Origin of the sequence: Paraburkholderia sediminicola (assembly GCF_902859805.1) — a bacterium.
Lineage (GTDB): Bacteria > Pseudomonadota > Gammaproteobacteria > Burkholderiales > Burkholderiaceae > Paraburkholderia > Paraburkholderia sediminicola.
In genome coordinates this window covers 386,500-399,686 of the sequence record NZ_CADIKC010000003.1, presented here as the reverse complement: position 1 = coordinate 399,686, position 13,187 = coordinate 386,500, and the positions used below count along the sequence as shown (strand labels likewise).

The following is a 13,187-nucleotide window of genomic DNA, read 5'->3' as shown; positions in this document are numbered from 1 at the left end:
GAGATTCCAGTTTAAAGAGGTATCCGAAAGATTTACACCTGGCCGAATAGCCAACGTACGTAGCGATCGACACCTTCCTGCACGCTCAGAAACGGCGCGTCGTAACCGGCGGCGCGCAGTTTCGACTGATCAGCCTGCGTGAAGCACTGGTACTTGCCGCGCAATGCATCGGGGAACGGAATGTATTCGATCAGCCCGCGTTGCACCTGATCCGCCAGCGAGAGCGGGGATTCGTTGTTCAACGTACGCAGCGTATTGACCACCGTGCTCGCGATGTCGTTGAACGGCTGCGCACGGCCGCTGCCCAGGTTGAAGATGCCCGACTTGTCCGGATTGTCGAAGAAGAACAGGTTCACCTTGACCACGTCTTCGACGGAGACGAAATCGCGCGTCTGCTCGCCCGCGGGATAGCCGTTGTATTCGCCGAACAGCTTGACCTTTCCCTCGGCGCGGAACTGGTTGAAGTTGTGAAACGCCACCGACGCCATGCGCGCTTTGTGTGTCTCGCGAGGCCCATACACGTTGAAATAGCGGAAGCCGGCAATCTGGCTCTTCGCGGTGGGCAGCACGCGGCGAATCACCTGGTCGAACAGGAACTTCGAATAGCCGTACACATTCAGCGGCTGCTCGACTTCGCGCTCTTCGACAAAGCGGCTCGAACCGCCATACGTGGCCGCCGAGGACGCGTACAGAAACTGGATGTTCTGCGCGAGACAGACGTCGAGCACTTCACGGCTATAGCGGAAGTTGTTGTCCATCATGTAGCGGCCGTCGGTTTCCATCGTGTCCGAGCAGGCGCCTTCGTGGAAAATCGCGCGCACTTTGCCGAAATCGCCACGCTTGAAGCGTTCGACGAATTCGGTCTTGTCCAGATAGTCGTCGATCTCGCAGTCGACGAGATTCTTGAACTTGTCCGCGCGTGTGAGGTTATCGACCGCGATGATGCGTTGTTCGCCGCGCTCGTTGAGCGCCTTCACGAGATTGCTGCCGATAAAACCGGCTGCGCCGGTGACGATGAGGGTCATGATGATCCTGCGGTAATGAGTACAGTTGACGCCTCGCGGGTTCCTCTTTTGCGCCGCTGAAACTGGAGCGCAAAGCAGGGGACCCGGCGGGCTGCATCAATGAAAAAGTTCGTCGTAGGTGACGGTGGCGGTACCGAGTTTGCCGACCACGATGCCGGCTGCGCGATTCGCGAGCCCGACCGCCTCGACGAGCGTAAGACCCGCGCCGAGCATGGCGGCGAGCGTGGCGATCACGGTGTCGCCCGCGCCCGACACATCATACACTTCGCGTGCAACGGCCGATGTATGCAGGATGCCGTCGTCGGCAAAGAGCGTCATGCCCTCCTCCGAACGCGTCAATAGCAGCGCCTTGAACTCGAGAGCGGCACGCAGTTTGGTCACACGCGCGATCAGATCCTCTTCGGACTTCCATTGTCCGACCACCTCGCGCAGCTCGGCGCGATTCGGCGTGATCAGCGTGGCGCCGCGATAGCGCTCCCAGTCGTCGCCCTTCGGATCGACCAACACCGGCTTACCCGCCGCGTGCGCCTTGGCGATCATCTGCGTGACGTGCGTGAGACCGCCCTTCGCGTAATCGGACATCAGGATCACGTCGTGCGACGGCAGCAGGTCGTCGAAACGCGCGAGACCCGCGAGCAACACTTCGTGCGCCGGCGAGTTTTCGAAGTCGACGCGCAGCAATTGCTGCTGACGCGACAGCACGCGCAGCTTGATGGTGGTGAGCAAATCCGGATCGCGCTCCAGATGCGGCGCCACTCCGCTTTCGGCGAGTAGTTGCACGATGCGCTCACCGGGCTCGTCGTGCCCGACCACGCACAGCAAACCCGCTTGCGCGCCGAGCGCCACCGCATTGCGCGCCACGTTCGCCGCGCCGCCGAGACGGTCTTCCTGGCGCTGCACATGCACGACCGGCACCGGCGCTTCCGGCGAAATACGGTTCACATCGCCGAACCAGTAGCGATCGAGCATCACGTCGCCGACCACCAGCACGCGCGCCGCACCGAGGCGTTCGCGCGGCACCACGGTCAGTGCGGACGTGGTTGTGGACTGAGCGGCTTCAGGCATTGCTGGAGACATCGGCCGGAAATTCAGAGGGCTGGGCATAAGGTCGTCCGATCGAGTGATAGTCGATGCCGAGTTCGGTCATCGCGTCCGGCTCGTACAGATTGCGGCCGTCGAAAATCAGCGGTGACTTCAGCACCGACTTCAGGTGCACGAAATCCGGGCTCTTGAATTCCTTCCATTCGGTGACGACCACCAGCGCGTCGGCGCCGGTGAGCGTTTCGTCCTGGGTGCTCGTGAACGTGAGACGCGCGAGCTGGTCCGGTACGTCGTGCAGATCGATGGCGAACACGCGGCGCGCTTCGGCCACCGCGACCGGATCGTACGCGCGAACCTGAGCGCCACGCGCCAGCAATTCAGCGATTACGCGACGGCTCGGCGCTTCGCGCATGTCGTCGGTATTCGGCTTGAATGCCAGACCCCACACGGCGAACGTGCGGCCGCTCAGATCTTCACCGAGCTTGCTCGTGATTTTGTGCACCAGCACGTCTTTCTGCTTGTAGTTCACCTCCTCGACGGCTTCGAGGATGCGCAGATTGTGGCCGGTTTCAGCGGCAGTGCGGATCAGCGCCTGCACATCCTTCGGGAAGCACGAGCCGCCGTAGCCAGCGCCGGCATACAGGAAGTGATAGCCGATGCGCGGGTCCGAGCCGATGCCGCGACGCACCGCTTCGATATCCGCGCCGACCCGGTCCGCCAGATTCGACATCTCGTTCATGAACGAGATGCGCGTCGCGAGCATCGCATTGGCAGCGTATTTCGTGAATTCAGCCGAGCGCACATCCATGTACAGCGTGCGCTCGTGATTGCGGTTGAACGGCGCGTACAGACGCTTCATCAGCTCGCGCGCGCGCAGGCCGGCTTCGTCTTCGTCGCTGCCGAGCACAATGCGATCGGGACGCATGAAGTCGTCAACCGCCGCACCTTCCTTCAGAAACTCGGGGTTCGACACCACCGAGAAGCGGTGCTGCTCGCTATTGGCAAGCCCGCGCTTGGCAAGTTCTTCTTCGACCACCGCGCGCACACGTTGCGCAGTGCCGACCGGCACCGTCGATTTGTCGACGATCACCTTGAAGCCGTTCATCGTGCGACCGATATTGCGCGCCGCTTCGAGCACGTATTGCAGATCGGCCGAGCCGTCTTCGTCGGGCGGCGTGCCGACAGCAATGAACTGCACCTCGCCGTGCGCCACGCTCGCTTCGATATCCGTCGAAAACGTGATGCGGCGCGCCGCACGCGTACGGGCGATGATCTCGAGCAAACCCGGCTCGTGGATCGGCACGCCGCCGTTATTGAGGATCTCGATCTTGCGCGGATCGACGTCGAGACAGAAGACGTCATGGCCGATTTCGGCGAGGCACGCGCCGGTGACGAGGCCAACATAGCCCGTGCCGATAATGGTGATTTTCATACGCTTTCCGGTAGAGGGTTCCGGTGAGGGTTTCTCGTAGTGAACAAGGCCGTCATGATCCCGCCGGCCTGATCCGCCTGACGGGCCGCCGTCGTTGCGGCGCGGCTATGCAATTCCATTCGCTATCAGTTCGACGCCGTGATCGGTTCGACGCGACGCGGCGCATAGGTTTCCCAACCGCTGCAACCCGGGCACTGCCAGTAGAACAGCCGCGCCCTGAAACCACAATTCTGGCACGTATACCGTGGCAGATTTTTGGTGCGCTGACGAATCAGCGTACGCATCAGTTCAAGCTCGCTCTTGCGCGGCTCTTCCGCGACGGCTTCCTGCGCTTCCAGGAGACGCGTCATGCCCGCCAGATTCGGCGATTTCTGCATCTGCGAACGTGCCAGCGCGTGTGCGGCGTCCGGCCCGCGCACTGCCGCAATGTGCTGATAGGTCACGTCGAGCAGATCGTTCGACGGATAGCGATCCACCCACGTGATGAGCAGATCGGCGCCATCTTGCGGACGCCCGAGCGCCTCATAGGCCTTCATCAACTTTTCCGCGACGAGCGGCAGATAGGCGGGATTCTGTTCCTCGACGCGCCGCCATTGGACGATCGCGGCCTCTTGCGAGCCGGCCGTCGCGTCAACGTCGCCGAACAGGATCGTGGCGCGTACGTTCGTTGGGTTCGCCTTCAATGCAAAGCCAAGCTGACGGCGCGCCTCATCTGCGTTTTTCTGCTGAAGCGCTTCCTGCGCGAGCTCGCAATGAAACTGCGCGATTTCCTTGTCGAGCGACTCAGCGCCCATTGTTTCCAGATGGCGCGCGATATCGATCGACTTAACCCAGTCTTTCTCGATCTGGTAGATGGTGAGCAGCGCACGCTGCGCACCCAACGCGTAATTGCCGGTTTCGAGCGAGCGGAAGGTTTCCTCGGCGCGATCGAGCAAGCCGGCCTTCAGAAAGTCCTGACCGAGTTCGAACAGTGCGTGATCGCGTTCGGTGACCGGCAGATCGGTGCGGCTCAGCAGGTTCTGATGCACCCGAATCGCACGGTCTGTCTCACCGCGGCGGCGGAACAGGTTACCCAATGCGAAGTGCAATTCGACCGTTTCGGGGTCGAGTTTGACGACTTCGATAAACGCGTCGATCGCCTGGTCGGGTTGCTCATTGAGCAGGAAATTCAAGCCGCGGAAGTACGAACGCGGCAGATTGGCGCTTTCGGACAGCAGCGTCTTGAGGTCGTAGCGCGCGGCCATCCAGCCGAACGCAAAAGCGACGGGTATGACAAGCAGCCACCAGAAGTCTAGATCCATGCGATTAATGCAAATGTGCGGGAAAGCGGAAGCGGGAAGCCGCGCTTCAGAAGCGCGGCAGAAGACAACTTAGATCAGCGGCGGCATGGGCGGTTGTTCGACCACCACCGGGGCTTCGCGCGCCACACGCAACTCACGCTTCAGCCGGCCGTTCTCCATGCGCAGGCGCACCATGCCCGGCATGGACGACACCAGCCCGGCCAGCAGCCCCACCACAAAGAACGCGAGGCCGATCAGAATCAAAGGCGCCGACCACGCGTAACCCGCGAGGAAATTCAGCGTAGCAGTTTGTGTATTGGAGAGTGCGAGCACCAGCAGGAGCACGAACACCAGCACACGGATCAGCCAGACGATAAATTTCATGAATAGGTCTCTTGACGGCAGTTGCGGGGTGACGCCGGCTTGATGACGCGTCGCGCCACGGTGTTGCCCGCGCCGAAGTGACCCGTATTGTAATGGATGCCCTCGCGGCTGGGCAGGAACTGGCTGATAGAGGGCTTACGCGAGGTTTACCTTGCCGCAAGAGCATGCATGGGCAGGTGCGTTCGATTGGGGAATATGCCACGCCTGAGGGACGCAAAAGCGAACAAAAAAGCGGACGAAAAAAAAGCGCCCGAAGGCGCTTTTTCTGGTCTTTTGCCGTCTGGCTTTGGCCGCTGACGCTACCAATGCCATGCTGCGAACCGCACAGCGAAGCATTTACAGGTCGTCGTCATCCGGCTCGTCGGCCTTCAGCGGCTCGCCCGAACGTCGATCTACCCGTTCGCGCAATTCCTTGCCCGGCTTGAAATGCGGTACGTACTTCTCAGGTACCAGCACCTTCTCGCCCGACTTCGGATTACGCCCGACACGGGAGGGACGACGATTAAGGCCGAAGCTGCCGAAGCCGCGAATTTCAATGCGATGACCGTTGGCAAGCGCCTCCGACATCGCATCAAGCATCGTCTTCACCGCGAAATCCGCATCTTTAAGTACAAGCTGCGGAAATCGTGTAGCCAGCTGGGCGACCAATTCCGATTTGGTCATACTGCAGCAGACCTCGCAAGAAAACGCCGGGTCGCCCCCATGTTGTTATGCTCCCCCTCGCGGGGGACCTGGCGCGATGCGCCAGGTTTGGGGGCGTTCCTCAATTACTGGTTCTGACCGTCGAGCTTGGCCTTCAGCAGCGCGCCAAGGTTCGTCGTGCCGGTAGCAGCCGAGCTCGAATCCGACGAAGCCAGGCCGCGGATCGCTTCCTGTTGCTCAGCCGAGTCCTTGGCCTTGATCGACAGGTTGATACCACGCGACTTGCGATCGATGTTGATGATCATCGCGTTGACCTTGTCGCCGTCCTTCAGCACGTTGCGAGCATCTTCCACGCGGTCTTGCGACAGCTCCGAAGCGCGCAGGTAGCCTTCGACTTCCGCCGACAGCTGAACCACTGCACCCTTCGCATCTACCGTCTTGACTACGCCGTCGACGATCGAACCCTTGTCGTTCATTGCAACGAAGTTGCTGAACGGATCGCCTTCGAGCTGCTTGATACCCAGCGAAATGCGTTCCTTCTCGACGTCGATGCCGAGAACGATCGCTTCCACTTCGTCGCCCTTCTTGTACTTGCGAACTGCTTCTTCGCCCGTTTCGCTCCACGACAGGTCCGACAGGTGAACCAGACCGTCGATGCCGCCAGGCAGACCGATGAAGACGCCGAAGTCGGTGATCGACTTGATTGCGCCTTGCAGCTTGTCGCCCTTCTTGAAGTTGCGGCTGAAGTCGTCCCACGGGTTCGGCTTGCATTGCTTCATGCCGAGGCTGATACGGCGGCGGTCTTCGTCGATTTCGAGAACCATGACTTCGACTTCGTCGCCCAGCTGAACAACCTTCGACGGTGCAACGTTCTTGTTCGTCCAGTCCATTTCCGACACGTGAACCAGGCCTTCGATGCCCGATTCGACTTCGACGAATGCGCCGTAGTCGGTGATGTTGGTGACCTTACCGAACAGGCGCGTGCCCGACGGGTAACGGCGGGAAATGCCTTCCCACGGATCGTCGCCCAGTTGCTTGATACCCAGCGAAACGCGGTTCTTCTCTTGATCGAACTTGAGGATCTTCGCGGTGACTTCCTGGCCAACCGACAGAACTTCGCTCGGGTGACGCACACGACGCCATGCGATGTCGGTGATGTGCAGCAGGCCGTCGATACCGCCGAGGTCCACGAACGCGCCGTAATCGGTGATGTTCTTCACCACGCCTTCCACGATCGCGCCTTCCTTCAGCGTTTCGAGCAGCTTTGCGCGCTCTTCGCCTTGGGTCGCTTCGATCACAGCACGGCGCGACAGCACGACGTTGTTACGCTTGCGGTCGAGCTTGATGACGCGGAATTCCAGCGTCTTGCCTTCGTACGGGGTCGTGTCCTTGACCGGACGCGTGTCAACCAGCGAACCCGGCAGGAACGCGCGGATGCCGTTGACCATGACTGTCATGCCGCCCTTGACCTTGCCCGTGATCGTGCCGGTCACGAGTTCGTTGTTGTCGAGAGCCTTTTCCAGCGACAGCCACGAAGCCAGGCGCTTCGCCTTGTCGCGCGACAGGATCGTGTCGCCATAGCCGTTTTCCAGCGCGTCGATCGCGACGGAAACGAAGTCGCCCGCCTGCACTTCTACCTCGCCCGCGTCGTTCAGGAACTCTTCGAGCGGGATGTAGGCTTCGGACTTGAGACCAGCGTTGACGACCACGAAGTTGTGGTCAACACGCACGACTTCGGCGGAGATCACTTCGCCGGCGCGCATGTCTTGCTTGGTCAGCGACTCTTCGAACAGAGCCGCAAAAGATTCGGTATTCGGGTTGGAAGTTTGCAGGTCGGACATAAAAATCAAAATTTGCATGGTGCTCGCGGTGCCCGGCTGGCCGGGACGGTCAGCAACTTCGGCAAGAATGCGAATGCCACGCGGGGTTAAGGGGTTAATACACGCTCCACGACACTCGCGGAGCACCTACTGACAACGCTACTTCTCACTACTTTTCTACTGCGCCCACTGCTCAGATGCCACTCGGACATCAGGCATGCGGGACCCATGCTTCATACCACTGCACCACCTGTTCGACCGCCTGGTCGACCGACAATGCGGAGGTATCAAGCAGCTTTGCATCCGCTGCGGGCTTGAGCGGCGCGGCCGTGCGCTGACTGTCACGCTCGTCGCGCTCACGCAAATCCCGGAGCAAGTCATCTATATTAGCAGAAAATCCTTTTTGGATCAATTGCTTATGCCGGCGGGCCGCACGGGCCTCGACGCTGGCGGTCATGAACACCTTCAGCACGGCGTCCTGGAAGATCACCGTGCCCATGTCGCGGCCGTCGGCGACCAGCCCCGGTTCCTTACGGAAAGCCCGCTGACGGGCCACCAGCGCGGTTCGCACGGGCGCGTGAACGGCAATCGCCGAGGCCCGGCTGCCGACTTCTTCGGCACGAATGTCGGCGGATACGTCGGCGCCGTCGAGTTGCGCCAGCCCCTCGCGAAAGGTGATGTGCAGGTCGTCGATCAGCTTTACCAGCGCCTCGACGTCATCCGCTGCGATGTTGTAGCGCATGCTGGCCAGCGCGGCGAGGCGGTACAGCGCGCCGCTATCCAGCAAGTGGAAGCCGAGATTCGCGGCAACCAGCGCGGCCACGGTGCCTTTGCCCGAGGCGCTGGGGCCGTCGATCGTAATGACGGGCGTTTGGTGAAAGGGACGGATCGGTTTCATCGAAAAAGTCGCACGTCAGTCGATTCAGGAGCGAATCAGGGTTGAGCGAGCGCGGTGAAGCGCTCGAAATAGTCAGGGAACGTCTTGCCGACGCACTTCGGGTCGTTGATCCGGACCGGCACGCCGCCCAGGCTCACGAGCGAGAAGCACATCGCCATGCGGTGATCGTCGTAGGTGTCGATCGCGGCATTCGGAATCAGCTTTTCAGGCGGCGTGACGACGAGGAAATCCTCGCCTTCCTGCACCTTCGCGCCCACCTTGCGCAGTTCGGTGGCCATCGCGGCGATCCGGTCGGTTTCCTTCACACGCCAGCTCGCGATGTTGCGCAGCGTGGTCGTGCCGTCCGCGAACAGCGCGGCGACGGCGATCGTCATCGCGGCGTCCGGAATCAGGTTGAAGTCCATGTCGATCGGATCGAGCTTGCCGTTGTCGTTGCCGACCCCGTGCACTTCGATCCAGTCGTCGCCCATCTGCAGGTTCGCGCCCATCTTGATGAGCGCATCGGCGAAACCGACGTCGCCCTGGATGCTCGCGCGACCCACGCCTTCCACCCGCAACGGGCCACCGCCGAGCGCGCCGGCCGCAAGGAAATACGACGCCGACGACGCGTCGCCTTCCACCATGATCGTGCCCGGCGACTGATAACGCTGCCCCGCCGGCACGATGAACCGGTGCCACTCATGGCGCTCGACCTTGATGCCGAAGCGTTCCATCAGCTTGATCGTGATCTCGATGTACGGCTTCGAGATCAGCTCACCGTCCACCTGCACAGTCGTCACGCCGCTTTCCGTGCGCAACAGCGGCAACGTCATCAGCAGTGAAGTCAGGAACTGGCTCGACACGTCGCCGCGCACGCGGATCGGCGCATCGGCCGTGATTTGCGCCGGACGAATCCGCAGCGGCGGATAACCTTCGTTCTCTTCGTAGTCGATCTTCGCACCGATCTGCCGCAAACCGTCGACCAGGTCGCCGATCGGCCGTTCGTGCATACGCGGCACGCCGTGGATGCGATAGTCGCCGCCATTCACAGCAAGCGCCGCGGTCAGCGGGCGCACCGCCGTGCCCGCATTGCCGAGAAACAGATCGGCCGTGCGCGCCGTGAACGCGCCACGCGTGCCGCTCACGACGCAGGTGTCGCCTTCGCGCTTAAGACGCACGCCGAGCTTTTCGAGCGCGTCGAGCATCACGCGCGTGTCGTCGGAATCGAGCAGGTTCGTGATCGTCGTTTCGCCTTCGGCGAGCGCCGCGAGCAGCAGCACACGATTCGAAATGCTTTTCGAGCCGGGCAAACGAACCGTGCCGGACGCACGAGAAAATGGTCCGAGATCGAGGAATTCCATGATTGAGTCCAGTTCCGGTTATTTCGAGGCGTCGCCGAGAGCGGCTCCCGCACTGCGCTGTTCCTGCCATTCGCTGCGCGCGACGCGCGAGCGCGCGAACACGGCTTCGAGCGCGGCGCCGTCGCCGGCTTCGATCGCCGCGCGCAAGCGCGCGAGCACCGCCGTGTAGGCATCCAGTTCGTCGAGCAGCGCGGTGCGATTCGCCACGCACACATCGCGCCACATTTCCGGACTCGACGCGGCGATACGCGTGAAGTCACGGAAGCCGCCGGCGGCGAATGAAAATTTCAGCGCGGCGTCGGGCGAATTGAGAATCTGCTCGACCAGCGCGAAAGACAACACGTGCGGCAAATGGCTGACCGATGCGAGCACGCGGTCATGCTGCTCGGGCGTCATTTCCCGCACACAGGCGCCGGTTGCACGCCACATCGCAGCAACGCGCTCGACCGCCTCCGGTGCGTTCTCCGGCAGCGGACACAACACGACATTGCGATTCACGTACAGATCGGGCAACGCCGCATCCGGGCCGCTCGCTTCACGGCCGGCAATCGGATGTCCCGGCACGAACTGGCCGATGCGTACGCCGAGTGCCGCGCGCGCGGAAGCCACCACGTCGGACTTGGTGCTGCCGGCATCGGTGACGATCGTGCCTGCGTCGAGAAACGGCGCAATGCGTTCGAGCAGCGGCTGAGTCTGCGCGACAGGTGCGGCAAGCAGCACGAAATCGGCACCGGACAACGCCGCACGCAACGCCGCGTCGTCACCCAACGCCGCGGTTTCATCGACCACACCCAACTCAAGCGCGCGCGCCGTCGACGCGGACGAACGCCCGACACCAACCACGGTTCGCGCGCCTGCCGCCTCGCCGCGTTCACGCAGCGCGCGCGCGAGCGATCCGCCGATCAGGCCGACACCGAAAATCACCAGCTTATTAAAAGAAAACGCGGCCACGTCGGTCACTAAAAAGCGCACCTTCATAAGGTGAAGCGCGCGGGTCAAGGTCAATCGCTTACGCGGGGGCGAGCGTCTTTTCGAGCGCCGCGAGGAACGCTTCGTTTTCTTCCGGCAGGCCGATCGTGATGCGCAGCCATTGCGGCAATCCGTAGTTACCGACCGGACGAACGATCACGCCCTGTTTCAGCAACGCGAGATTGACGCGGTTGCCGGCTGCGTCGTCATTGCCGACGCGCACCAGCACGAAGTTGCCGTCCGACGGCACATACTCGAGGCCGAGTTTGTCGAAGGCTTCGGTCAAAAGACGATAGCCTTGCGCATTCAGAGCCGCGCTCTTTTCCAGAAACGCCTTGTCGTTCAGCGCTGCGATCGCCGCGGCTTGTGCCAGCGTGTTCACGTTGAACGGCTGACGCAGACGGTTCAGCAGATCAGTCAATTCAGGCTGCGCGATCGCGAAGCCGACGCGCAGGCCGGCGAGGCCAAACGCCTTCGAGAACGTGCGCGAGACCAGCAGATTCGGATAACGGCGCACCCACGCGATCGAGTCGTAGCGCTTTTCTTCCGGCAGATATTCCGTGTACGCCTCATCGAGCACGACGACCACGTTGCGCGGCACCTTGTCGAGAAACGCTTCGAGCTTCGCGCCTTCGATGAACGTGCCGGTCGGGTTGTTCGGATTCGCGACGAACATCAGTCGGGTGTCGTCCGTAATCGCGGCGAGCATCGCGTCGAGGTCGTGGCCGTACCTGACGGCCGGAACGACGATCGCATTCGCGCCCACGCCTTGCGTGGCAAGCGCGTAGACGGCGAACGAGTATTGCGCGTAGACGATCGACTGACCCTTCTCGACGAACGCATGCGCAGCAATTTCGAGAATGTCGTTACTGCCGTTGCCGAGCGTGACCCACTCGGCCGGCACGCCGTAGCGCTCGCTCAGCGCGGCCTTCAGTTCGAATGCATTCGCGTCCGGATAGCGACCGAGTTCGCTGGCCGCCTGGGCCATGGCGCGTTGCGCCGATTCCGGCATGCCCAGCGGATTTTCGTTCGACGCGAGCTTCACGATGGTCGCTTCGTCGAGGCCAAACTCGCGGGCTACTTCCGAAATCGGCTTGCCGGCGATGTAAGGCGCGATCGCGCGCACATAGGAAGGACCGAAGGACGTTGTCATGAAAATCTCCGAACGACTAATTAGTAGTAAGTGGACCTGCGACAGGCGCGCCCGGACCGCGTGCGCGCGCCTGGGCCGACATCAACGAGCACGCGGATACGAGCCGAGTATCTTCAGGAACGCGGCCTTCTGACCGAGTTCGGTGAGTGCGGCGGCAACCGCCGGCTCGTCGCGATGGCCTTCGACGTCGATGTAGAAGTAGTACTCCCACGTGCCGACGCGCGCCGGACGGGACTCGAAACGGGTCATGGACACGCTGTGGCGCGCCAACGGCTCCAGCAACTTGAACACGGCGCCGGGCTCGTTCGCCACCGAAACGATCAACGACGTCTGATCGTGCCCGCTGACGCCAGTGCGCTCCTTGCCGATCATCACGAAACGCGTGCGGTTGTGCGGATCATCCTGGATCAGGGCATACGCGACTTGCAGACCGTAGTGGGTCGCCGCGCGATCGCCTGCGATGGCTGCAACCGTCGGATCTTCCGCCGCCATGCGCGCGGCTTCGGCATTGCTCGACACCGCCTGGCGCTCGAGATGCGGCGCGTTGGTTGCGAGCCAGCGCTGGCACTGGGCGAGCGCCTGCGCGTGCGCGCACACTCGCGTCACGCCAGTGAGGCTGCCGTTCAGCGTCAACAGATTGTGGTGAATAGGCAGCGCCAGTTCGCCGCCGATCGTGAGCTGCGTTTGCAACAACAGATCAAGCGTGCGCGACACCGCGCCTTCGGTCGAATTCTCGACCGGCACGACGCCGAATTCGGCGGCGCCAGCTTCGACCGAGCGAAATACTTCGTCGATCGACGGGCACGGCAGACCTTCGATCGACTGACCGAAGTACTCGTGCATCGCCTGTTCGCTATACGTACCAACCGGGCCAAGATACGCGGCCCTGATGCTCTTTTCGAGCGCGCGGCTCGCGGCCATGATCTCGCGCCAGATCGCGCTGATATGCTCGCTGGCCAGCGGGCCGTCGCTCATATCCTGCAGGCGCGCGATCACCTGCTGTTCGCGCTCAGGGCGGAACACCGGTGCGTTGAAATGCTTCTTCACTTCGCCCACTTCGAGCGCCACTGCGGCACGCTGATTGAGAAGCGCGATCAGCTGCGCGTCGAGCGCGTCGATGCGTTCGCGAAGAGGTTTGAGTCGGGTATTGAGTTCGTCGTCCATGCGTGAAAACGGCCCTGCCGGTAGCTGCTGCACAAATGC

General features: G+C 62.0%; 12 protein-coding genes. All 12 read right to left on the bottom strand.

The annotated features are described in order from the left end of the window. Positions 1 to 32: 32 nt before the first annotated feature. The 12 genes from rfaD to pheA all read right to left on the bottom strand — a co-directional run bounded on the left by rfaD (position 33) and on the right by pheA (position 13,148). The gene (gene rfaD, locus R8871_RS14115) at positions 33 to 1,025 is read right to left on the bottom strand and encodes an ADP-glyceromanno-heptose 6-epimerase (protein WP_175051011.1); all 993 of its coding nucleotides are present in this window, start codon (positions 1,023 to 1,025) and stop codon (positions 33 to 35) included. 96 nt (positions 1,026 to 1,121) lie between these two features. Beyond that, positions 1,122 to 2,129 carry a D-glycero-beta-D-manno-heptose-7-phosphate kinase gene (gene rfaE1 / locus R8871_RS14110; protein ID WP_246287563.1) on the bottom strand — a complete coding sequence of 336 codons (1,008 nt, stop codon included), beginning with the start codon at positions 2,127 to 2,129 and terminating at the stop codon, positions 1,122 to 1,124. Beyond that, entirely contained in the window at positions 2,083 to 3,498 is a 1,416-nt protein-coding gene (locus R8871_RS14105) for a UDP-glucose dehydrogenase family protein (RefSeq protein WP_175051010.1), read from the bottom strand. Before R8871_RS14105 ends, rfaE1 begins: the two co-directional genes overlap by 47 nt. A gap of 125 nt (positions 3,499 to 3,623) precedes the next feature. Next, positions 3,624 to 4,799 carry a lipopolysaccharide assembly protein LapB gene (gene lapB, locus R8871_RS14100; protein WP_175051009.1) on the bottom strand — a complete coding sequence of 392 codons (1,176 nt, stop codon included), beginning with the start codon at positions 4,797 to 4,799 and terminating at the stop codon, positions 3,624 to 3,626. 69 nt (positions 4,800 to 4,868) lie between these two features. Beyond that, on the bottom strand, positions 4,869 to 5,162 hold the full coding sequence (locus R8871_RS14095; protein ID WP_054037219.1) for a LapA family protein: 294 nt from the start codon (positions 5,160 to 5,162) through the stop codon (positions 4,869 to 4,871). A gap of 336 nt (positions 5,163 to 5,498) precedes the next feature. Next, positions 5,499 to 5,825 carry an integration host factor subunit beta gene (locus R8871_RS14090; protein ID WP_028200079.1) on the bottom strand — a complete coding sequence of 109 codons (327 nt, stop codon included), beginning with the start codon at positions 5,823 to 5,825 and terminating at the stop codon, positions 5,499 to 5,501. Positions 5,826 to 5,929: 104 nt separating this feature from the next. After that, positions 5,930 to 7,663 (bottom strand): 30S ribosomal protein S1, encoded by a 1,734-nt coding sequence (gene rpsA / locus R8871_RS14085; RefSeq protein WP_074282568.1) that lies wholly within the window; start codon positions 7,661 to 7,663, stop codon positions 5,930 to 5,932. Positions 7,664 to 7,835: 172 nt separating this feature from the next. Next, positions 7,836 to 8,522 carry a (d)CMP kinase gene (gene cmk / locus R8871_RS14080; RefSeq protein ID WP_175051008.1) on the bottom strand — a complete coding sequence of 229 codons (687 nt, stop codon included), beginning with the start codon at positions 8,520 to 8,522 and terminating at the stop codon, positions 7,836 to 7,838. A 35-nt stretch (positions 8,523 to 8,557) separates the two neighbouring features. After that, positions 8,558 to 9,862, bottom strand: a complete 1,305-nt coding sequence (gene aroA / locus R8871_RS14075) for a 3-phosphoshikimate 1-carboxyvinyltransferase (protein ID WP_175051007.1) — start codon at positions 9,860 to 9,862, stop codon at positions 8,558 to 8,560. A gap of 18 nt (positions 9,863 to 9,880) precedes the next feature. After that, positions 9,881 to 10,822 (bottom strand): prephenate dehydrogenase, encoded by a 942-nt coding sequence (locus R8871_RS14070; RefSeq protein ID WP_175051006.1) that lies wholly within the window; start codon positions 10,820 to 10,822, stop codon positions 9,881 to 9,883. Between the two features lie 49 nt (positions 10,823 to 10,871). Further along, the gene (gene hisC / locus R8871_RS14065) at positions 10,872 to 11,984 is read right to left on the bottom strand and encodes a histidinol-phosphate transaminase (protein ID WP_175051005.1); all 1,113 of its coding nucleotides are present in this window, start codon (positions 11,982 to 11,984) and stop codon (positions 10,872 to 10,874) included. 81 nt (positions 11,985 to 12,065) lie between these two features. Beyond that, the gene (pheA, locus tag R8871_RS14060; RefSeq protein ID WP_175051004.1) at positions 12,066 to 13,148 is read right to left on the bottom strand and encodes a prephenate dehydratase; all 1,083 of its coding nucleotides are present in this window, start codon (positions 13,146 to 13,148) and stop codon (positions 12,066 to 12,068) included. Positions 13,149 to 13,187: the final 39 nt, after the last annotated feature.

Bases quoted from the DNA above. Each gene is read 5' to 3' on its own strand.
- rfaD (WP_175051011.1), bottom strand. From the start codon at position 1,025: ATGACCCTCATCGTCACCGGCGCAGCCGGTTTTATCGGCAGCAATCTC.
- rfaE1 (WP_246287563.1), bottom strand. From the start codon at position 2,129: ATGCCCAGCCCTCTGAATTTCCGGCCGATGTCTCCAGCAATGCCTGAA.
- R8871_RS14105 (WP_175051010.1), bottom strand. From the start codon at position 3,498: ATGAAAATCACCATTATCGGCACGGGCTATGTTGGCCTCGTCACCGGC.
- lapB (WP_175051009.1), bottom strand. From the start codon at position 4,799: ATGGATCTAGACTTCTGGTGGCTGCTTGTCATACCCGTCGCTTTTGCG.
- R8871_RS14095 (WP_054037219.1), bottom strand. From the start codon at position 5,162: ATGAAATTTATCGTCTGGCTGATCCGTGTGCTGGTGTTCGTGCTCCTG.
- R8871_RS14090 (WP_028200079.1), bottom strand. From the start codon at position 5,825: ATGACCAAATCGGAATTGGTCGCCCAGCTGGCTACACGATTTCCGCAG.
- rpsA (WP_074282568.1), bottom strand. From the start codon at position 7,663: ATGCAAATTTTGATTTTTATGTCCGACCTGCAAACTTCCAACCCGAAT.
- cmk (WP_175051008.1), bottom strand. From the start codon at position 8,522: ATGAAACCGATCCGTCCCTTTCACCAAACGCCCGTCATTACGATCGAC.
- aroA (WP_175051007.1), bottom strand. From the start codon at position 9,862: ATGGAATTCCTCGATCTCGGACCATTTTCTCGTGCGTCCGGCACGGTT.
- hisC (WP_175051005.1), bottom strand. From the start codon at position 11,984: ATGACAACGTCCTTCGGTCCTTCCTATGTGCGCGCGATCGCGCCTTAC.
- pheA (WP_175051004.1), bottom strand. From the start codon at position 13,148: ATGGACGACGAACTCAATACCCGACTCAAACCTCTTCGCGAACGCATC.